We start from the raw sequence: 19,881 nt of genomic DNA on the forward strand, positions 1-19,881 counted from the left end.
TTCCGGCTCATCAGCCTACGGCAGCGTGGCTCAGGAGGGGTAGCGTGACGACGACCGACGTGCCGACGCCGAGCTGGGACTCGATCGTGATACTCCCGTGGTGGTCCTCGAGCGTCCTCTTCGCGAGGCTGAGTCCCACTCCCGCCCCCGGGAGGGCCTGGGTGGCGTTCGATGCCCGGTGGAACGAATCGAAGAGGCGCGGGAGATCGTCGGCGGGGATGCCGATCCCCGTGTCCTGGACGGTCACGACGGCGCGCCCGTGATCCCGCTCGTCGAGCAGGCGCACGATGACGCTGCCCTCTTCCTGTGTGAACTTCAGGGCGTTGGACAGCACGACCGTGAGCGCTTCGGACAGCTGGTCGCGGTTCCCGGGTACCGTCACCGAGGTCTCGGGAAGGACGCATTCCAGCGTGACGCCGCCGTTCGCCGCCTCCAGCACGAGACGGCTCGTCAGTTCCGAGACCAGGTGCACGATGTCGACCGGACCGTGCTCCGACGCGTCCGCCTCGCGCGCGTTGAGCGCCGAGATGTTCTCGATGAGATGGCTCAGGCGGGTGGTGTTCCGTTCGACGGCCTGCAGCATCGTCTGGGCCTCGGTCGGCAACTCCCCTCCGACACCGTCGATGATCATCTCCAGGTAGCCGGCGATCGAGGCGAGCGGCGTCCGGAGCTCGTGGTTGACGGTGCCCACGAAATCGCTCTTCGCCTGGTTGAGGGCGCGGAGCTTCCGGACGGCCTCCTGCTGGCGGCTGATGAGCTGCGCCTGGATGAGCCCGTGTGCCAGGTTGCCGAGCACGTGCTGGGTGAGGGCGGCCTCGACGCCGGTCCACACGAGCGGGGTCTCCGCCCGGACCACCCAGAGCAGGCCGAACGGGGTGTCACCCTCGCCGAGGGCTGCGACGACACCGTGGAGCGTCCGGTCGGCCGTCCGGGCGGCGGGAAGTCCCGGTGCGGTGTGCTCGCGCGAACCCCGCAGCAGCCAGTCGGGCGCCGGGATGTCCCCGGGGCGGGGTGTCGCCGCAGGACCGGCACTGAACGACGCGGCCGCCGTGTCCTCCCACAGACCCAGGGCGAGGGCGAAGGCGGACTCCTGGTCGGACCGCCGGGGGCCGGCGACGTCGGCCGCCCTGCCCGCCCCGGCGTGCCCGTCGTGCGTGGCGGGCGCACCGTGCGCACCGTGCGCACCGTCCGTGTCGTCGGTGCTCCCGGTGCTCCCGGTGCTCCCGGTGCTCCCGGTGCTCCCGGTGCTCCCGGTGCTCTGCGTGCTTGCTGTGCTCCCGGTGCTTTCCGTGCCGGGGCCCCGGTTCCACGTGCTGCTCCGTGCGGCCACGCGGTCGTCGTCGAACATCTGGAGCGTCACGCGGTCCGCGCCGAGCGACTGGCCGAGGTGGGGCAGGAACTGGTCCACCATGGCGACGGGGTCATTGGTCGACCGGATGCGCGCCGAGATCCTGCGCATGTCCTCCCGAAGACGCGAGGACGAGGCGCGCTGCGCTTGGTGGCGGCGGCGGCGCGCCATGGCCGACCGCGACCGGTGCAGGACCTCCTCGGCGGCCACGGGCCGGAAGACGACGTCGGAGACATAGGGGGCGAGGCCGTCCGGGAGCTGGGCCACGCCGCCGTCGGGCAGCAGCAGGATCACCGGGAGCCCGGCGAGCTGGGGATGCCGGTCGACGACGTCGGACAGGGCGTCCGCGTAGTCGAGCGCGATGTCGAGATCGACCAGCAGGAGGTCCGGGCGGTGCGTGAGGACGTCGTCGAGGAGGGATGCGGCCGTGGTCACCGTCCTGGCGCGGAGGCCGCCCGCGTCGAGCACCCCGCGCAACCGGTCGCAGTCCTCCGCGGACGACGACGCGACGACGGCCAGGGCGGCGTCGCGATTCCCCTGTGCTTCGTCCTGCGCCACGATGTCCTTTCCGGCGTCCGCTGCAATCCCCCCAATATAGGCGGCGCACGGGGGTGCCGGGAGATCGGCCGGTCGACCCGCTGAAGGGCACCGGCGCAGCACGAGGAGTGGATCACGCCGCCGCCGCAGCAGGACGCGCCTCCGTCACGCGCGTGCGGCGGCACCAGGGTGCGCCGTCAGGGACGGACGATGCCCGTCTCGTAGGCCATGACGACGGCCTGCACGCGGTCGCGTGCCTCGAGCTTCGCGAGGATGTGCCCCACATGGGTCTTGACGGTCGCCTCGGAGAGGAACAGCCGGGCCGCGATCTCCGGATTCGAGAGTCCCTGGGCGATCAGCTCGAAGACCTCGCGCTCGCGCGCGGTGAGGCGTGCCACGGCGGCGGCGTGGGCGGATTGTTCGGGGGAGGGCCGGCGCAGCAACGGTGCCACGTGGTCGAGGAGGCGCCGGGTGGTCGAGGGCGCGATCACGGCGTCGCCGCGGTGCACGGTGCGGATGGCTTCGAGGAGCTCCTCGGGCGGCGCGTCCTTCAGGAGGAACCCGCTGGCTCCGGCGTGGATCGCGGACAGCGCGTGCTCGTCGAGGTCGAAAGTCGTCAGCACGACGATGCGCGGCCCGGCATCCCGCCCGTGTCCGTCCGGGGTCATCCCGGCATGTGCCATGAGGATGCGGCGCGTTGCCTCGATCCCGTCCATGCCGGGCATCCGGACGTCCATCATGACGACGTCGGCCCTCGTGGCCGCGAGCGCGCGCACGGCCTCCTCGCCGTTGGCGGCCTCGCTGACCACGGTCAGGTCCGGCTGCGAGTTGATGAGCATCGCGAAGCCGCTGCGGACCAGGTGCTGGTCGTCGACGATCACGATGCGGATCGGCGCGGGAACGTCCGCGTCCGCCGGTGCGTGCCTGCTGTCCATGCCGGTACTCCTCGGGTCCATGGGTGAAGGAAGACCTATGACTGTGTGTAGGGGATGAAGGCCTCGACGCGGTAGCCGCCCCCGGTGCGCGGAGCGGCCACGACCGTGCCGTCGTAGAGGCGCACCCGCTCTGTCATCCCCGTGATGCCCTGACCCGCTCCTGCCGTGCCGGGGTCCGGTGCGGCACCGCGACCGTCGTCGTCGACCGTGACGGTCAGGCCCTTCGGCCCGTACTCGAGCGCGACCTCCGTGCTGGTGTCCGCCCCGGCATGCTTCAGCACGTTCGTCAGGGCCTCCTGCACCACGCGGTAGGCCGTCAGTTCGGCACCGAGGGGGAGTTCCCGGCGCGGCGTGCCGATCCGGCGGCAGGAGACGCGGACGCCCGCCCGGCGGACCGACTGGATGAGCGCATCGATGTCGTTCAGGGTGGGCAGGGGCCGGGTCGAGGCGCTCTCGTCACCACGCAGCACCCCGAGCAGGCGCCTCATCTCCCGGAGGGATCCACGGCCCGTGTCGGCGATGGTGCCCAGCGTCTGCACCGCGAGTTCCGGTGCGTGCGCGCTCGCGTACCGGGCGCCGTCGGCCTGCGTGATGATCACGGACAGCGAATGCGCCACGATGTCGTGCATCTCGCGGGCGATGTGCGTCCGTTCGTCCGCCGCGGCGAGATCGCGCTCCTGCTGGCGCTCCACCTCCAGCCTCCGCGTCCTGTCCTCGAGCGCCTGGAAGGTGAGGCGGCGTGACCGCGCGAGGTCGCCGCTCGTCCACGCCAGGAGCACGAGCGACTCGACGAAGAACAGCAGGATGAGGAACAGGGGGACGGTGGTGAGCACCGAACTCCCGCCGCTCACGCCGAGGAGATCCCCGAACCGTACGAGTCCGACGGCGCACCCGGCGACCGCGACGACCAGCCCGGCGAGGCTCGACCACCGCGGGCCGTGGGCCGCGAGCGTGTAGAGCGTGATCAGGATGACGAACTGTGCCGGCACGGGCTCGGTCCCCGTGAGGAGCTGGAGCACGGAGACACCGGCGACGACCGCCGCCGAGGGAACCACGAACGCGCGGCGCCAGGCCAGCGGGACCACCAGGGCTGCGGACACGACGACGATCCCGCCGTATCCCTCGACGCCCCCGGCCGCGAAGGGGAGCACCAGGCCCACGAAGATGGCCAGGGCCAGGCCCGCATCGATCCTCCCCGGGTGCAAGCGAACCCAACGCGCGAGCCTCAGGTGGATGTCCATGGTGACCAACTCTAGGTGGGCGTCCCCTGCCGCACATCCGACCACGGGTGGAGCCGTCTCATCCTGCGGACGGATTGTGACGCTCCCCGGTGCCTTCCTACGCTGGAGCCATGACTGATGCCCCGCGCCGTATCGACCTCGCCGTGATCCCCGGCGACGGGATCGGACCCGAAGTGACCGCCGAGGCCGTGAAGGTGCTGCGCGCCGTGACGGGTGACGACGTCGATCTCGCACTCACCGAGTACTCGCTCGGCGCGGAGCACTGGCTCGCGACGGGGGAGACCCTCCCCGACAGCACGCTCGAGCGGCTCCGGACGCACGACGCCATCCTCTTCGGCGCGGTCGGGGCGGCTCCCGGTGACACCCGTATCCCCTCGGGACTCATCGAGCGCGAGTTCCTGCTGAAGCTCCGCTTCTCGCTCGACCACTTCGTCAATCTCCGGCCCTCCCGCCTGTACCCGGGTGTGCCGAGTCCGCTGGCCGATCCCGGGACCATCGATTTCGTCGTCGTCCGTGAGGGTACCGAGGGTCCCTACACCGGCAACGGGGGGACACTGCGGGGCGGGACGCCGCAGGAGGTCGCCACCGAGGTGTCGCTCAACACCGCCCACGGGGTCGAGCGGGTGGTACGGGACGCCTTCGCCCGCGCGTCCGTCCGCCGCAGGAAGCTCACCCTCGTCCACAAGCACAACGTGCTCGTCTACGCGGGCCACCTCTGGAAGCGCACCGTCGAGGCCGTGGCCGCGGAGTTCCCCGAGGTGACCCACGACTACCTCCACGTGGACGCGGCGATGATCTTCCTCGTCACCGATCCCGCGCGCTTCGACGTGATCGTCACGGACAACCTGTTCGGCGACATCGTCACGGACCTCGCCGCCGCGGTGTCCGGGGGTATCGGGCTGGCGGCCTCCGCGAACCTGAACATGGACCGGACCGCGCCCTCGATGTTCGAGCCGGTCCACGGGTCGGCGCCCGACATCGCCGGGCGCCAGGTCGCCGATCCCACGGCGGCGATCCTCTCGGCCGCCCTGCTGCTCCGGCATCTCGGCCTGGATGCACTTGCGGCAACGGTCGAGGCGGCCGTCGAGGCGGACATCGCCGCCCGCACCGGCGCCCGCAGCACGGCCGCCGTCGGCGATGCCATTGCCGCTGCCGTGTCCTAAGGTGGTTAGACATCATTAACCCAGTGCCGGAGCACTGACCACCGACGGGCGATAGCGGCCCTGCCGCGAGCAGCCCGCGTGAGCGCGGAGGAACCATGACAGCCACCGATACCCAGTTCGCCCAGCACCTGTCCACGCAGCGTGTCCCCGCGGAGGAGCGGGCGGCGATCCTGGCCGATCCCGGCTTCGGGAACTTCTTCACCGACCACACGGCGATCGTCGACTTCCGCACCGACGGGTCCGGTGCGGGCGGCTGGCACGACGCGCGGCTCGAGCCGTACGGTCCGATCGCCCTGGATCCCGCCGCGGCCGTGCTGCACTACGGCCAGGAGATCTTCGAGGGCATGAAGGCCTACCGCCACGCGGACGGCTCCATCTGGACCTTCCGTGCGGACGCCAACGCCGCACGGCTCAACCGGTCCGCCATCCGCCTGGCCCTGCCGCAGCTCCCCGAGGAGCTCTTCCTGGAGTCGCTGCGCCAGCTCGTCGGTGCCGACCAGGACTGGATCCCCTCCGGCGACGGCGAGAGCCTCTACCTGCGTCCCTTCATGATCGCCACCGAGGCGTTCCTCGGCGTGCGGCCCGCCCGCGAGGTCTCCTACCGGGTCATCGCGTCCCCGGCCGGCAACTACTTCGGCGGCGAGGTGAAGCCCGTGGACATCTGGGTCTCCCGCAACTACGCGCGGGCAGGACGCGGCGGTACGGGTGCGGCGAAGGCAGGTGGAAACTACGCCTCCTCGCTCGCGGCGCAGCTCGAGGCCGAGGCCCACGGCTGCAAGCAGGTGCTCTTCCTCGACCAGTTCAACGACAACGCCGTCGAGGAACTGGGCGGGATGAATGTCTTCTTCGTCTACCGGGACGGCTCCATGGTGACCCCGGCACTCTCCGGCACCATCCTCGAGGGCGTCACCCGGTCCTCGGTGATCCAGCTCGGGCGCGACCGCGGGGCCGAGGTCACCGAGCGGACCATCACGCTGGACGAGTGGCGTACGGGTGTGGAGAGCGGCGACATCACGGAGGTCTTCGCGTGCGGCACGGCCGCGGTCATCACGCCGATCGGTCGCCTGCGCGACGGCGACGAGTTCATCGGGGCCGAGAACGCACAGGCGGGCGAGGTGACCATGGCCATCCGGAGCCAGCTCCTCGGCATCCAGACCGGCGCCGTCGAGGACACCCACGGCTGGCTGACCCGCCTGGTCTGAGGCCCGTTCCGCCCGTCCGCCCCTCTGTCAGGGAGGGGCGGACGCGGGCCCGCTGCGTCAGCGCGCGGGCGTGCTCCCCGCGCCCTCGACGCCTTCGCCGAGGCGGAGGTAGTGGGTCGAGGCGAGCAGCGTCCCGGCCTCGTCCGCGGGGAGGGGCCGGCTGAAGTAGTAGCCCTGGCCGCTGGCACAGCCCATGGCCCGCAGCTGGTCCGCCTGTTCCCGCGTCTCGATGCCCTCGAACACGGCCTCGAGCCCGGCCGCACGGATGAGCTGCAGGATCGCGGCGACGAAATCCAGCTGACCCGCCCTGGTGTTCAGTTCGACGAGCAGGGAGCGATCCACCTTGACCATGCTGACCGGTAACTCACGCAGGTAGCTGATGGACGAGTAGCCCGTGCCGAAATCGTCGATCTCGATGCCGACGCCGAGCTGCTGGAGGCTCAGCAGCGAGTACATCTCCACCTCACCGCGCGTGACGATCGCCGTCTCGGTGATCTCGACGACCAGGTTGCGCGCCGGCAGGTGCAGTTCGCGGAGCAGGGTGCGGATGTGATCTACGAGGTCCAGCTGCTTGAGTTCGACGGCGGACAAATTGACCCGCAGCTGGAAGTCCGGGTCGAGGTCGAAGTCCTCGCGCCACCGGGCGAGCTGCCGCAGGGACGCCGACATGACCCAGCGGTCGAGATCGTGGATGACCCCGATCTCCTCGGCGAGGGGGATGAACGTGTCGGGCGGGATGAGCCCGCGCAGCGGATGCTGCCAGCGCACGAGGACCTCGACGCCGAGGATGCGGTTCGTCGCGAGTTCGACGACGGGCTGGTAGTGGAGCACGAGCTCGTCGGCGCTGATCGCCCCGCGCAGCTCCGTCGCCATCTGGCTGCGCAGCTGCCGGGAGTAGAGCATGACGGGCTCGAACACCTTGATGATGCTCCTGCCCTCCCGCTTCGCGGCGTACATGGCGGTATCGGCGTCCAGGAGGAGTTCCTCGGCGGTCTGGCCGGCCGTCCCGAGCCGCACCCCGATGCTGGCGCGGGAGTGGACGTAGAGGGAGTCGAGCCGGATCTGCTCCCCGAGCACTGCGAGCGCCCTGCGGGCCACTTGCATGGCGATGTCCATGGTGGCCGCGGGCAGCAGGACGGCGAACTCGTCGCCACCGAGCCTGGCCACCAGGTCGCTCTCGCGCACCACGCCGTTGAGCCGCGTGGCGACCTCCTGGAGCACGCGGTCGCCCGCGTCGTGGCCGAAGCGGTCGTTGACGTTCTTGAAGCTGTCGAGGTCCAGCAGGAGGAGGGCCGGAGGGGGCGCGCCGTTCGCCGCCTGGCCGAGCGCTTCCTCGATGGCGTCCATGAGGGCCACCCGGTTGGCCAGACCCGTCAGGGCGTCCGACATGGCCATCTTCATCATGTCGAGATGTGCCTGGCGCAGCATCGCGGTGCGGCTCTCCACGCGCTTCTCGAACTGCTCGTACACCTGCTCGAGCTCCTCGGCGAGGAGGTTCACCCCGGTGATGACGGCGTCGACCTCGTCACGTGCGTGCGAGGGTTCGATACGGCTGCTGAGTTCGCCCCGCGAGAGCCGGACGATGCTCTCGACCAGCATGGCGAGCCGGGGGTCCTTGTGGTCGGCGTTCATCGGGACCAGCGTACATTCCGGGGGGCCGGGAACGGCTCGGCCGGACGACGGCGCCCTGACGGCGGATTCGCGGTCGTCCCGGCGGTCCGTGGGGCTCGGGTGCGGAGCGATGAAGCCTGTGGCATGGCGCCCTACCCCCGAAGTTGTCGCCGTCGAACGGATCACGGATCCGCGTGGAATCACGCTGCGGCGCCGCACCGCCCGGAGCGGTGGTCGGCGACCGGCATCGGCGCCCCGGAGAGGACGGCCGACGGAGAAACCCTAGCACCGGGGAGGGACATCTCCGGTAGGCCCGGGTATCGGCAGCGAGGGGGCGCGTCCCTGCCGGGGGACGGTGCTTCCGGTCCGCCGTCCGACAGCCACGTCCGCACACGCAGGAGCCCCGGCCGGGGTGGGAGTAATGGGGGAAAACGCCCAGCCCGACCAGGGCCTGAGAAGAACTGTACGGCACGGCCCGCAGGATGAGCCACCGAGGACGCCCGTGATCGGTCCTTGACGTCCGCGGGCACGGTGGGAGCGTCCGCTCAGCCCAGGGCGGCGTCCATGCCCTGGAGCAGACCGCGGGCGGTCGCCGCGCGGTCTGCGGCACCGGACTGCAGGAACAGCCCCTCGCTGACTTCGAGGTTCCCGATCGCTTCGGCTCTCGCGCCGGTGGCCAGGAAGGCCTGCCCCATGAGGAGATGGGCCTGGGCGGCGATGTGGAAGGCCAGAAGATCCTTGTGATCGACGATCGCCGTCAGCCGGTCGATCGCCAGGTCTGATTGCCCGGTCAGGACGAGCCACTGGGCACGACTCAGGCTCAACTCGAGCCGGTCACGTTCGGTGCCGCCGACGATCGACCCCGCCATCTCGGCCCGTTCGATGCACTCGAGCGTCTCGGGTCCGGTCAGGCCCGCATCCATCCTGAACTGTGCGGACCCGAGGTTGAAGCGGGCCCACAGGGCCAGATCATTGCTGGGGGAGAGGTCCCGGGCAGCGAGCTGGTGGTAGGACACGGCCTCGCTGATGTGGCGCTGGAGGAAGGCGACGTTCCCGATCGCCCAGTACCCCAGCCCGGTCGTCTGACTGCTCGGCTCTGCGGACAGCAGGTCGGCCAGGCGCTGGCACTCCTGCCATGCCTCCTCCAGCTTGTCACTGTCGGCGAGGGCGGCGATGAGCGCGTTCTGGGCCTCGATCTCGATGGCGCGGCCGTCGGGCGCCGCCCGCGCGAGCTCGACCGCGCGGGTTGCTGCCTCGACCGCTGATCCGAGGTTGCCGCTGCCCTGCAGGGCGAAGGATTTCAGGGTGGCGACCTTGGCGCTCAGGGCCTGGGACCCGACCGTCAGGGGATGGCTCTCGAGGCCCTCGGCGATCTCGGTGGAATCCTGCATCAGGCCCTGTTTCCTCAAGGCCTCGGCGATGAGGAATGTGGCATTCCACCAACTCGTCTCGTCGCCGATCGTCCGTGCAAGGGCCGCTGCATGGCCTGCGAGACTTTGGGCGGTTGCATAATCGCGCTGGTTCCAGGCCTCCCGCGCCTGGAGTTCGATCATGAGCTGTTCACTCCGGCCGTCCTGCAACGCCACGATTGACCCCCGCCGTCGATTTCTTCCACCTGTGACCACCATATTGGTTCCTTTTCGTCGCCAAATCATCGAAACCAAGGAAAAGGGCAGTTTTGACGCAAGAACTGTTACCAAAGTGACTGGAGTGGCTTACGATGTTTTCATAGCAGGCTGTGGTACCGCAGGCACCTGCTTCAACCACTGTTATCCCCCGAAGGATGTCCACTATGAAGCGCCTCGTTTCCGCCCTCATGCTCTCCGTGTTCCTCGTCTCCGGCACCGCGGCGGTCGCCACGGCCGCCCCCGCCAAGTCGGGTGCCGTTGCCCCCGTTTCGTCGACCGACCGCGTCAACTACTGGCCCTACTGAGCACACTCGCTCTTTCCCCTGATCCTCATCGGACAGCGGAGCGAGTCTGCAGAGTAGACCTGATACCGCGGGCACCCTCTTGTGGGGAGGGAGTGCCCGCGGTATCGCCTTTTAACGCCCGGTCGACGACGCGCGCAGGGTGTCGTCGACCGGGCGTTAACATCGTGGATGAACCGTGGAGCACGCTCGGCGGTACCCGCCGCACGGCCCGTGGCGATGGCTCAGGCTAGGCTGGCGGCATGCGAATTGCACGTTTTGTCGTCGACGACGATCCCATGTTCGGTGTGGTGGACGGTTCCGCCGGCAACGAGGAGGTCGCCGTCATCCAGGGCGACCCCTTCTACAGCGGCGTCCAGCTCACGGGTGCCCGCCATGCGCTCGAGGACGTCCGGCTGCTGGCACCGGTGATCCCGCGGAGCAAGGTCGTGGGCATCGGACGGAACTACGCCGACCACATCCAGGAGATGGGGAGCGAGACACCGGCCGCGCCGCTGATGTTCCTCAAGCCGAACACCTCCGTGATCGGCCCCGGCGATCCCATCATGCTGCCGTCGTTCTCGGACCAGATCTCCTACGAGGCCGAGCTCGCGGTCGTCATCGGCCGGATCTGCAAGGACGTCCCGCTCGAACGCGTCGACGACGTCGTCTTCGGCTACACCTGCGCGAACGACCTGACGGCGCGCGACGTGCAGAAGACGGACGACCAGTGGGCCCGGGCCAAGGGCTTCGACACCTCGTGCCCCATCGGTCCCTGGATCGAGACGGAGCTCGATCCCGAGAACCTCACCGTGCGCGGCACCCTCGACGGCGACCTCCGCCAGGACGGTTCCACGAGCGACATGATCTGGGGGGCACGCGAGCTCGTGGCCTACGTCTCCCAGGCCTTCACCCTCCTGCCCGGTGACATCATCCTCACCGGAACCCCCGCCGGCGTCGGCATGATCACGGACGGCCAGAGGTTCGACGTCGACATCGAGGGCATCGGCCGGCTGTCCAACCCGGCGCGCCGCTGACGGGCCGCGTCGTCGCGCCCAACCGGCCCGACGACGCATCCGCGACGGGAGGTCCCGCCTAGACTGGGACCATCATGACTACTGCCGCAGACCTCCCCACCGTCACCGATGCCACGCCCGTCAGGGTCCGATTCTGCCCGTCGCCGACGGGGACGCCCCACGTGGGTCTCATCCGGACGGCCCTCTTCAACTGGGCTTACGCGCGGCACACGGGCGGCACGCTCGTCTTCCGCATCGAGGACACCGACGCTGCGCGCGACAGCGAGGAGAGCTACCAGCAGCTGCTGGAGGCGATGACCTGGCTCGGCATCGACTGGGACGAGGGCGTCGAGGTCGGCGGTCCGAACGGACCCTACCGCCAGTCGCAGCGCGGCGAGCTCTACCGCGACGTCATCGAGCGGCTGACCGCAGCAGGGCATCTCTACGAATCCTTCTCCACCCCGGAGGAGGTCGAGGCGCGCCACCGCGCCGCCGGCCGAGACGTGAAGCTCGGGTACGACAACCACGACCGCGACCTCACCGAGGAGCAGAAGGACGGATTCCGTGCGGCCGGCCGTCCTGCTGTCCTCAGACTCCGCATGCCGGACGAGGACATCACCTTCACCGACCTCGTGCGCGGGGAGATCACCTTCCGTGCCGGCAGCGTCCCGGACTTCGCCGTCGTCCGCGCCAACGGCGCGCCCCTCTACACGCTGGTCAATCCCGTGGATGACGCCCTCATGGGCATCACCCATGTCCTGCGCGGCGAGGACCTGCTCTCCTCGACCCCACGCCAGGTCGCCCTGTACCGTGCCCTGATCGACGTCGGGGTGGCGCAGTACATGCCGCTGTTCGGACATCTTCCCTATGTCATGGGCCAGGGCAACAAGAAGCTCTCCAAGCGCGATCCCGAGTCGAACCTGTTCCTGCACCGAGAGCGCGGCTTCATCCGCGAAGGGCTGCTCAACTACCTCTCGCTGCTCGGCTGGAGCCTGTCCGCCGACGAGGACATCTTCTCCGTGGAGCAGCTCGTCGAGAAGTTCGACGTACGCGACGTCCTCGCCAACCCGGCCCGCTTCGACCTGAAGAAGGCCGAGGCCATCAACGGAACGCACGTCCGCCTGCTCGATCCCGCCGAGTTCCGGAGCCGCCTCCTGCCGTATCTGGCAGCGGCCGGCGTCATCGGTGCCGAACCGACGGATCAGGAGCTGAGGATCATCGCGGCCGCCGCGCCACTGATCCAGGAACGCATCACGCTGCTCGGTGAGGCACCCGAGATGCTCGCCTTCCTCTTCAAGGCCGACGACGCGATCGACATCGCCGATGATGCGCGGAAGGGGCTGCCGGAGAACCTGGGCGAGGTGCTCGGCGCGACGCTGGAGGCCCTCGAGGGGTGCGCCGAGTGGCAGGCGGAGCCACTGCAGGCAGCGTTGCGGACCGCCCTCGTCGACTCCCTCGGGCTGAAGCCGAGGGTCGCGTTCGGTCCGGTGCGCACCGCGATCTCGGGGCGCAGGATCTCGCCGCCGCTGTTCGAATCGATGGTGATCCTCGGACGCGAGTCCTCGATAGCCCGCGTGCGCGCCCTGCAGGCGACGGTCCAGCAGGCGTGACGACGTCCGCTCCCCGCGGCGGGCAGGGCCCTGGGCCTGCGCCGGTGCACGGCGTCCTCTTCGACATCGACGACACGCTGGTCGATCTCGAGCGGGCCATGGGGCAGACCCTGCAGGCCATCCCCGATCCGGCGCTCGACCACCTCGGCGACGACGACTGGGTCCGCTACAAGGCCCTGTACACCACGGACCCGCAGCGCCACTACGACCGCTTCCTGGCCGGCGAGCTGACGTTCGAGGAGCAGCGCGTGCACCGCGTGCGCCATGCCCGGGCCGGGTTCACGCCCGAGCCCTTCCTCGGGCGGATGGCCGACGCGTGGGTGCGGGCGTACGAGCAGACGCTCCCGCTGCACTTCAGGCCGTACGACGACGTGGCGCCCCTCCTCGACGCCCTGGACGCCAGGGTCATCCCCTACGGTGCCGTGAGCAACAACGTGCACGGCTACCAGCGGGCGAAGCTGGACCGCGCGGGGCTCGAACGGATCCGGGTCCTCGTCGGCATCGACACGGTCGGCGTCGCGAAGCCGGATCCGGCGATCTACCTCGAAGGCGCGCGCCTGCTGGGCACGGATCCCGCACGGACGCTGTACGTGGGCGACAACCGGCTCATCGACGCCGTCGGCGCTCAGCACGCCGGGCTGCGCGGGATCTGGCTGGACCGATCGGGGACCGGTACGGGAGTCCCCGATGCGCCCGACGGACCCGAACTCCCCGTGCCGTGGATCAGCGGGCTGGCGTCCGTTTTGCAGTTCCTGCCCTCCGTCCGGTAAAGTTATATCTCGGCGCGGAGCGGTTACGCGAGCGAAACCCGGCAGGTTCAGGGCTTCGAGAAGTGCCATTGGGGTATGGTGTAATTGGCAACACACTGGTTTCTGGTACCAACATTCTAGGTTCGAGTCCTGGTACCCCAGCGCACTCCGGCCCTCGCGGGCAGGATGGCACAAGCAGTCAGAAGTTCGAGTAAGATGGAAAAGTACTGGCCCCATCGTATAGCGGCCTAGTACGCTGCCCTCTCACGGCGGTAACGCGGGTTCGAATCCCGCTGGGGTCACAGCAGTCCTCACGGACATCACGGAACGTCCCGGACATCATCACGATGCCCGGGACGTTCTGCTTTAACCACAACCGCGCGCCGGGGGAGACAGCGGGCGGATGTCCGATGGCCGGGCGCCCTGCTCCAGCCGGCCCTGGGGGCGGCTGGCATGATGGGTCCATGAGCGCACCCTCTCCCTCCGGCGACGCCCGCGGGCTCCCAGCCCTCCTCCGGGAGGTCCGTGGAGCACTGGAGGAGCTCACCTTCCCCCTGGACCTGCCGACCTCGGTCGGGGCGCGATCCTCCGCCGCCGCCGCTCGTGCCCAGCTGAACGACTACATCCTGCCTCGGCTCGCCAGCCTCGATGCACCCCTGGTCGCCGTGGTGGGGGGATCGACCGGTGCGGGGAAGTCCACGCTGGTGAACGCGCTCGTGGGCCGACCGGTCTCCGTCACGGGCGCCGTCCGGCCGACCACGCGGCAGCCACTGCTCCTCCACCATCCCGACGATGGCGCGTGGTTCGACGACGCACGGATCCTGCCGACCCTGAGCCGGGTACGCCTGGCCGCCGACGACGGCCTGCAGGAAGGAAGCCCGGCCATCGATCCGGGCCGCGCACAGCTCCACCGGGCCACGGGGGCGGACACCCTGCTCCTGCGGCCCATGCCCGGCCTCCCCGCAGGACTCGCGCTGCTCGACGCCCCCGACGTCGATTCCATCGCCGATGAGAACCGCCGGCTCGCGGGGCAGCTCCTCGCCGCAGCGGACCTGTGGATCTTCGTCACGACGGCGAACCGCTATGCGGATGCCGTGCCGTGGAAGCTGCTGGCGGAGGCGGGACGGAGGGACGTGCTCGTGGCCGTCGTGCTCGACCGCGTACCGAGCGGTGTGGAGGAGGAGATCCGTGGTGACCTCCTCACCCTGCTCGCGGCAGAGAACCTCGGTCATGCCCCCATCTTCGTCGTGCCCGAGGTGCGGCTCGACGCGACACGGATGCTCCCGCCGGAGACGGTGGAGCCGATCTCCCGCTGGCTGCAGGCCCTGGCCGCCGACGCGGAGGGCCGCCGCGACATCGCCCGAAGGACCGTCGGGGGAGCCATGCGCGCCCTCGCCGGACGGATGGATGCCATCGCGGACGCGGTCCTGCAGGAACAGGCGGTGGGGGACTCCCTCCGGGCGTCGCTGGATGCCGCGTACCGCGATGCGCTCGCCGACGTCCTCGCTGCGACCGAGGACGGCAGGCTGCTCCGCGGGGAGGTCCTGGCCCGCTGGCAGGACTTCGTCGGGACCGGTGAGTTCATGCGTGGCCTGGAGACGAGGATCGGCCGCGCACGGGACCGTGTGACGGCCTTCTTCACCGGCAGGCCCGCGCCCGCCTCGACGGTCGCCGAGGCGATCGGCAGCGGTCTGCAGACCGTCATCACGGAGCAGGCGGCCCGGGCGGACGAGGCCACGCGACGGCGGTGGCGCTCGGACCAGGCCGGTGCCACACTGCTGCGGGATGTCCCTCCGTGGCGTGCGGACGACGTCGGCGTGCAGGTGGCGCGCGAGATCCGCGCCTGGCAGCAGGACCTCCTCCGCCTGGTCCAGGCGGAGGGCGCGGACAAGCGCTTCACGGCGAGGATGCTCTCCTTCGGCGTCAACGGGATCGCCGTCGCCCTCATGGTGGTGGTCTTCGCCTCGACCGGTGGATTGACCGGCGGTGAGCTCGGGATCGCGGGCGCCTCGGCCATCGCCGGACAGAAGCTGCTCGAGGCCGTCTTCGGCGACGACGCCGTCCGGCGCCTCACGGCGACGGCGCGCACGAACCTCGCCGCCCGTGTCGAGGGACTGTTCCGCGAGGAGCGCGCTCCCTTCGAGGCGTCGCTGGCGCCCCTGACGCACCAGACCCCGGCGGAATCCCTCCGGGTGCTCACGCGCAGGCTGCGCACGGCGTTGCCCGCAGGGCAGTACCCGTCGGCGGAGGGTGAGGCGTGAGCCGGCACGGAAATACCGCGGTGGAGGCGCCGCTCGCCACGACGCTCACCGTCGTCCTGGACCACCTGCAGGACGCGTACGAGCTCGGTCTGGACCGATTGCCGGAGGACCACCTCCAGCGGCTCTCCGTCGCCCTGGACCGGGCCGGCGTGCGCCGCTCGCTGTCCGCCGACCACACCGTCGTCGGGGTGTTCGGTCCGACCGGCAGCGGGAAGTCCTCCCTGGTGAACGCGCTGAGCGGCACGGCTGCGGCCCGCGTGGCCGCCCGTCGCCCGACGACGTCGGAACCCCTGGCCCTCGTCTGGGGGCGGCACGGCAGCGACGAACTGCTCGACTGGCTCGATGTGCGGCAGCGGGTGGAACTACCCGAGGGGACGCCGCTGGTCCCGGGGGCCGCGATCGACGACGGGCACGACGACGTCGGGGCCGGCGCTGCTGTCCGCAACCACGGCGACCGCGATCAGCCCTCCTCCGATGCAGGTACCCGTGCGACCGGTGGCGCGGACAGTGGCGCGCGCGCGATCGGGACGAAGGCGGCACGACGGGATTCCGGCGGCGCGGATGGTGCCCCCCGCAGGGGCTTCCTGCGCCGGCTGCGGCGCCGTCCGGCTGCGCGGTCGACCGTCCGCACGGCGCCACCGGCGCCACCTGCCGAGCCGTCGGACAGCATTCCGGGGCTGATCCTGCTCGATCTGCCGGACTTCGACTCCACCGCCCTCGCGCACCGAGGAGTCGTGGCCCGCCTGACCGGGCAGGTGGACGTCCTGCTGTGGGTCGTGGATCCGCAGAAGTACGCGGACGCCGCCTTGCACCACGACTTCCTCCGCGACCTCGCCACCCATGAGGCGGTGACCCTGGTGGCGCTCAACCAGGTGGACCGCCTCGACCCGGAGGACGTCGGGGCCGTCACCGCGTCCCTCTCGGCCATCCTCGCCGGCGAGGGGCTGCGGAATGTCGTGGTGGTGCCGGTCTCGGCCAGGACAGGGCTCGGCATCGATGTCCTGGCGGACCAGATCCGTGCGCTCGCGGAGACCCGCGCCGCAGCGACACGCAGGATGGCCGCCGATGCCGCCCGATCCGCCGCCGAGCTCGTGCCCTTCGCCCCCGATCAGCCGATCCGGCCGCCGTCGGAGGCAGCGCGGGAGGCACTGGGCGACGAACTCGGAACGGCAGCCGGCGTGCAGGTCGTGGTGGACGCCGTGCGCAGCTCCTATCGCCGTGACGCCCACGCCACTGCCGGCTGGCCCGTGACCCGCTGGATCGCCGGGCTACGCCCCGATCCGCTGCGCCGCCTGAACCTCCGGTCCCGCGACCTCGCACCCGAGCTGCGGACGTCCTCGCTGCCGTTCGCGCAGCCGGCACAGCGCGCGCGCGTCGACCACGCACTGCGGGTCTTCGGGGATGCAGCGGCGGGGGACGCCGTCGAGCCGTGGCGTACGTCCATCCGCGATGCGGCCCGCGGCACCGCGGACCACGTCACCGACGACCTCGATTCTGCCGTCACCGGCACGGACCTGGAGAGCGGCCGGCGAGCCTGGTGGAGCGTCTTCGGGGTCCTCCAGTGGGTGGCCTTCGCGGCCCTCGTCGCCGGCCTGGCCTGGCTCGGGGTGCTCGCCGTCCTGGGGTTCCTCCAGCTGCCCGCCATCGACGTCCCGCGCGTCGAGGGCTTCCCCGTCCCCACCCTGCTCATCCTCGGGGGACTCGCCGCGGGACTCCTGCTCGCGGTCCTGGCCGCACTCCTGGCGCGCTGGGGTGCAGCCCGGCGCGCCTCCCGCGTGCGCCGGCGACTCCTCGCAGCCTGTTCACGCGTGGCCGACGACGTGGTGCTGCTCCCCGTCGCCGGGGAGGTGCAGCGGTGCAACGCCTTCGGTTCCGCAGTGCGGGCCGCCTTGTCCGGCCGCTGAGAACCGGCGCTGAGAACCGGCGCTGAGAACCGGCGCTGAGAACCGGCGCTGAGAACCGGCGCTGGGGACAGCGGGTGGGGAGAGGGGGTGGGGTCGGCCGGTGGGGTCGGCCGGTGAGGACGACCAGTGGAACCGGCCGGTCGGGACGCGCGCCGAAGACCAGCGCGCCCCCGGTATCAGGAGGACGCGGTGCGGGCGATCGGGCTGTGGCCGGAGCAGACCCACTCGACCGACCTCGTGCGGATCCGTTCGGCGAGGAGCTGCACGGTGCGGGCGGCGACCGCCCGGTCGTTGATCAGCGGGGCGTAGAAGTCGCGGAGCGTGCCGTCCGCTCCGACCAGTGCCGCATCGCCGGTGAACAGGACCCCACGCCACTGGTAGGCGTAGTGGCCGGGTGTGTGACCCGGCGCCGGCAGGTACTCCAGGCCCGAGAAGATCTCGCCGCAGCCGTCGAGCTCCCGGGCACCCTCCGGGAGTGTCACGCGGGCGATCCTCTGCAGGAGCTTCCGGAACAGGGTCTTCGGCGCCAGCCGTCCGCGGAGCACGTCGGCGTCCGCCGCACCGATCCACACGGTCGCTCCGAGGGCCGCCTGGAGCTTGGCGGCCACCTGTGCGTGGTCGACGTCGTAGTGGGTCAGGACGATATCGGTGATGCGGCCCGTCATCTCCTCGTTGGCGCGCAGCTCCGCGAGGACGCCGTCGAACCCTGACGTCATCCCCGGGTCGATGACGGCAGCGCGTCCCGCGCCTGCGACGACGAAACCGTGCGACCCCTTCTGGTGTTCGAGGCGGTAGCAATCCTGGGCGATGAGGCGCATGTCTGTCCTTCTGCTGGTTCTCCGGGGTCGGCGCGGGCGGAGGGATCCGCGCGCCGGCTCGTACATCCGGACGCCGCCCGGCCCTCCGGCGACAGGTCCCATTGTGCCGCTCCTCGTCGACCCGGTGCGTCCGGGCGTCCCGTCACGCGTCGAGCAGCCGGAGGACCCTGTGCACGGTGTTGATGTTGCGGGTGGTCGAGACGGCGGCGTAGCGGGACAGCGCCAGGATCCTGGCGAGGGGGACGTCGGTGGAGCTGCCCTTCGGCGAGCACCAGGCAACCGCGGGAGCGCCCTCGAGGAGGACGGGGCGGTCGGCGAGATCGCGCGCCTCCGCGAGGAGTGCGTCGCGCTCGGCAGGGTCGGTGAAGAAGGTCACGTACGTGTGCTGATCGGGAGTCGCGGCACGAGCCGTCCGATCGCCTCCGGGGTCGGCGGCCCCCACCGGCGCGGATGCCGCCAGGGTCACCAGGTCGCCGTGCTCGACGACGACGACCCACGCCTCGTACGCGAAGCGGCGGCGCAGGGCGTCCTGGACGGCCGTCCTCAACGCCTGCGGGTCGAGATCCGAGGTACAGGTGGCATTGCCGCTCGCGAGGACCGTCGCCACGTCCCGGAGCGGCAACCCGGCGAGGAGTTCCCGCAGATCCGCCATCCGCAGGGTGATCCCGCCGACATTGACGCCCCGCAGGAAGACGGCGTAACGGTGGGACGGCGCCGTCCCACCCGGGAGGTCCGTCCCGGAAGCCGGCGCCGTGCCGTCGCTCCCGAGGCCGGGGGCCGGCAGAGGAGGGGCCGTGTCCTGCCGCGGGGAGTCCGCTGGTGTCTCGGCGGCCATGTCAGTCGGCGGCCTTGCCCACGGCCAGGGTGAGTTGCCGGGCGGCATCGGAGACGACTTCCGCATGGATCCGGCCGGGCTGCCGCGTCAGCCGTTCCATGGGTCCCGAGATCGAGACGGCGGCGATGACCCGGCCGGAGGGTCCCCTGACCGGCGCGGACACCGAGGCGACGCCGGCCTCCCGCTCGCCGAGGCTCTGTGCCCAGCCCCGGCGTCGGACCCCGGCCAGGACCGTCGGCGTGAAGCGGGCGTTCTGCAGGCCCTTGAGGAGGCGGTCGTGGTCCTCCCAGGCCAACAGGCACTGGGCCGCCGACCCGGCGCGCATGGACAGCTGTGTGCCGACGGGGATGGTGTCCCGCAGGCCCACCGGCCGCTCGGCGGAGGCGACGCAGACGCGCCAGTCGCCCTGCCGCCGGAAGAGCTGCGCGCTCTCCCCGGTCGCGTCGCGGAGACCCAGCAGCACCGGCCCCGCGGCGGCGATCAGGCGGTCCTCACCGGCTGCCGACGCCAGCTCGACGAGCCTGCTGCCGAGGACGAAGCGGCCCTGCATGTCACGGCCCACGAGCCGGTGGTGGGTGAGGGCCAGCGCGAGACGGTGGACCGTCGGCCGTGCGAGGCCCGTCGAGGACACCAGCTGGGCGAGCGTCGTGGGTCCGGCTTCGAGGGCGTCGAGTACGAGCGCGGCCTTGTCGATGACGCCGACGCCGCTAGAATTGTCCATAGGATGATATTGCCGTCTCAT

16 protein-coding genes and 2 tRNA genes are annotated in these 19,881 nt (G+C 70.8%); 10 read left to right on the forward strand and 8 right to left on the reverse strand.

The annotated features are described in order from the left end of the window. Positions 1-10 precede the first annotated feature (10 nt). From ACTIMO_RS15605 to ACTIMO_RS15615, 3 genes are all read right to left on the reverse strand, one after another. Positions 11-1,906, reverse strand: coding sequence for an ATP-binding protein (locus tag ACTIMO_RS15605; protein ID WP_448182978.1), 1,896 nt, complete (start codon positions 1,904-1,906; stop codon positions 11-13). Between the two features lie 176 nt (positions 1,907-2,082). Then, positions 2,083-2,820 (reverse strand): response regulator, encoded by a 738-nt coding sequence (locus ACTIMO_RS15610; RefSeq protein ID WP_448182979.1) that lies wholly within the window; start codon positions 2,818-2,820, stop codon positions 2,083-2,085. A gap of 35 nt (positions 2,821-2,855) precedes the next feature. Next, entirely contained in the window at positions 2,856-4,061 is a 1,206-nt protein-coding gene (locus ACTIMO_RS15615) for a sensor histidine kinase (RefSeq protein WP_448182980.1), read from the reverse strand. Between the two features lie 110 nt (positions 4,062-4,171). Here ACTIMO_RS15615 and ACTIMO_RS15620 point away from each other — a divergent pair, with 110 nt between their 5' ends. Further along, a complete protein-coding gene (locus tag ACTIMO_RS15620) occupies positions 4,172-5,224 on the forward strand; it encodes a 3-isopropylmalate dehydrogenase (RefSeq protein WP_055770538.1) in 1,053 nt (350 codons plus the stop codon). Positions 5,225-5,319: 95 nt separating this feature from the next. Next, positions 5,320-6,426, forward strand: a complete 1,107-nt coding sequence (locus ACTIMO_RS15625) for a branched-chain amino acid aminotransferase (RefSeq protein ID WP_448182981.1) — start codon at positions 5,320-5,322, stop codon at positions 6,424-6,426. A gap of 57 nt (positions 6,427-6,483) precedes the next feature. On the opposite strand, the gene ACTIMO_RS15630 is transcribed toward ACTIMO_RS15625, so the two are convergent. Then, positions 6,484-8,058 (reverse strand): putative bifunctional diguanylate cyclase/phosphodiesterase, encoded by a 1,575-nt coding sequence (locus ACTIMO_RS15630; RefSeq protein ID WP_055770544.1) that lies wholly within the window; start codon positions 8,056-8,058, stop codon positions 6,484-6,486. A 524-nt stretch (positions 8,059-8,582) separates the two neighbouring features. Further along, the gene (locus ACTIMO_RS15635) at positions 8,583-9,590 is read right to left on the reverse strand and encodes a hypothetical protein (protein WP_055770547.1); all 1,008 of its coding nucleotides are present in this window, start codon (positions 9,588-9,590) and stop codon (positions 8,583-8,585) included. 239 nt (positions 9,591-9,829) lie between these two features. On the opposite strand from ACTIMO_RS15635, the gene ACTIMO_RS15640 reads away from it, so the two are divergent. The 8 genes from ACTIMO_RS15640 (at position 9,830) to ACTIMO_RS15675 (ending at position 17,486) form a co-directional block, all read left to right on the forward strand. Beyond that, complete coding sequence (locus ACTIMO_RS15640) at positions 9,830-9,970, forward strand: hypothetical protein (protein WP_157365851.1); 141 nt, start codon at positions 9,830-9,832, stop codon at positions 9,968-9,970. 239 nt (positions 9,971-10,209) lie between these two features. Then, on the forward strand, positions 10,210-10,983 hold the full coding sequence (locus ACTIMO_RS15645) for a fumarylacetoacetate hydrolase family protein (protein ID WP_055770550.1): 774 nt from the start codon (positions 10,210-10,212) through the stop codon (positions 10,981-10,983). A 74-nt stretch (positions 10,984-11,057) separates the two neighbouring features. Continuing rightward, positions 11,058-12,572 (forward strand): glutamate--tRNA ligase, encoded by a 1,515-nt coding sequence (gltX, locus tag ACTIMO_RS15650; RefSeq protein WP_448182982.1) that lies wholly within the window; start codon positions 11,058-11,060, stop codon positions 12,570-12,572. Continuing rightward, the gene (locus ACTIMO_RS15655; RefSeq protein ID WP_422390027.1) at positions 12,569-13,342 is read left to right on the forward strand and encodes an HAD family hydrolase; all 774 of its coding nucleotides are present in this window, start codon (positions 12,569-12,571) and stop codon (positions 13,340-13,342) included. The genes gltX and ACTIMO_RS15655 overlap by 4 nt, the downstream gene beginning before the upstream one ends. A 69-nt stretch (positions 13,343-13,411) precedes the next feature. Next, positions 13,412-13,483 (forward strand) — tRNA-Gln (locus ACTIMO_RS15660). 67 nt (positions 13,484-13,550) lie between these two features. Further along, positions 13,551-13,623 (forward strand) — tRNA-Glu (locus tag ACTIMO_RS15665). Positions 13,624-13,785: 162 nt separating this feature from the next. Then, positions 13,786-15,582: a dynamin family protein gene (locus tag ACTIMO_RS15670; RefSeq protein ID WP_448182983.1), complete on the forward strand. Its 1,797-nt coding sequence runs from the start codon at positions 13,786-13,788 to the stop codon at positions 15,580-15,582. Further along, positions 15,579-17,486 (forward strand): GTPase, encoded by a 1,908-nt coding sequence (locus tag ACTIMO_RS15675; RefSeq protein WP_448182984.1) that lies wholly within the window; start codon positions 15,579-15,581, stop codon positions 17,484-17,486. The genes ACTIMO_RS15670 and ACTIMO_RS15675 overlap by 4 nt, the downstream gene beginning before the upstream one ends. A 176-nt stretch (positions 17,487-17,662) precedes the next feature. Here ACTIMO_RS15675 and ACTIMO_RS15680 read toward each other — a convergent pair whose 3' ends face one another. The 3 genes from ACTIMO_RS15680 to ACTIMO_RS15690 form a co-directional block, all read right to left on the reverse strand. Next, the gene (locus ACTIMO_RS15680; RefSeq protein WP_448182985.1) at positions 17,663-18,304 is read right to left on the reverse strand and encodes an MBL fold metallo-hydrolase; all 642 of its coding nucleotides are present in this window, start codon (positions 18,302-18,304) and stop codon (positions 17,663-17,665) included. Positions 18,305-18,446: 142 nt separating this feature from the next. Further along, positions 18,447-19,139, reverse strand: a complete 693-nt coding sequence (locus tag ACTIMO_RS15685; RefSeq protein WP_448182986.1) for a DUF1697 domain-containing protein — start codon at positions 19,137-19,139, stop codon at positions 18,447-18,449. A gap of 1 nt (position 19,140) precedes the next feature. After that, entirely contained in the window at positions 19,141-19,860 is a 720-nt protein-coding gene (locus tag ACTIMO_RS15690; protein ID WP_448182987.1) for an IclR family transcriptional regulator, read from the reverse strand. Positions 19,861-19,881: the final 21 nt, after the last annotated feature.

The organism is Arthrobacter sp. CP30, assembly GCF_053470025.1.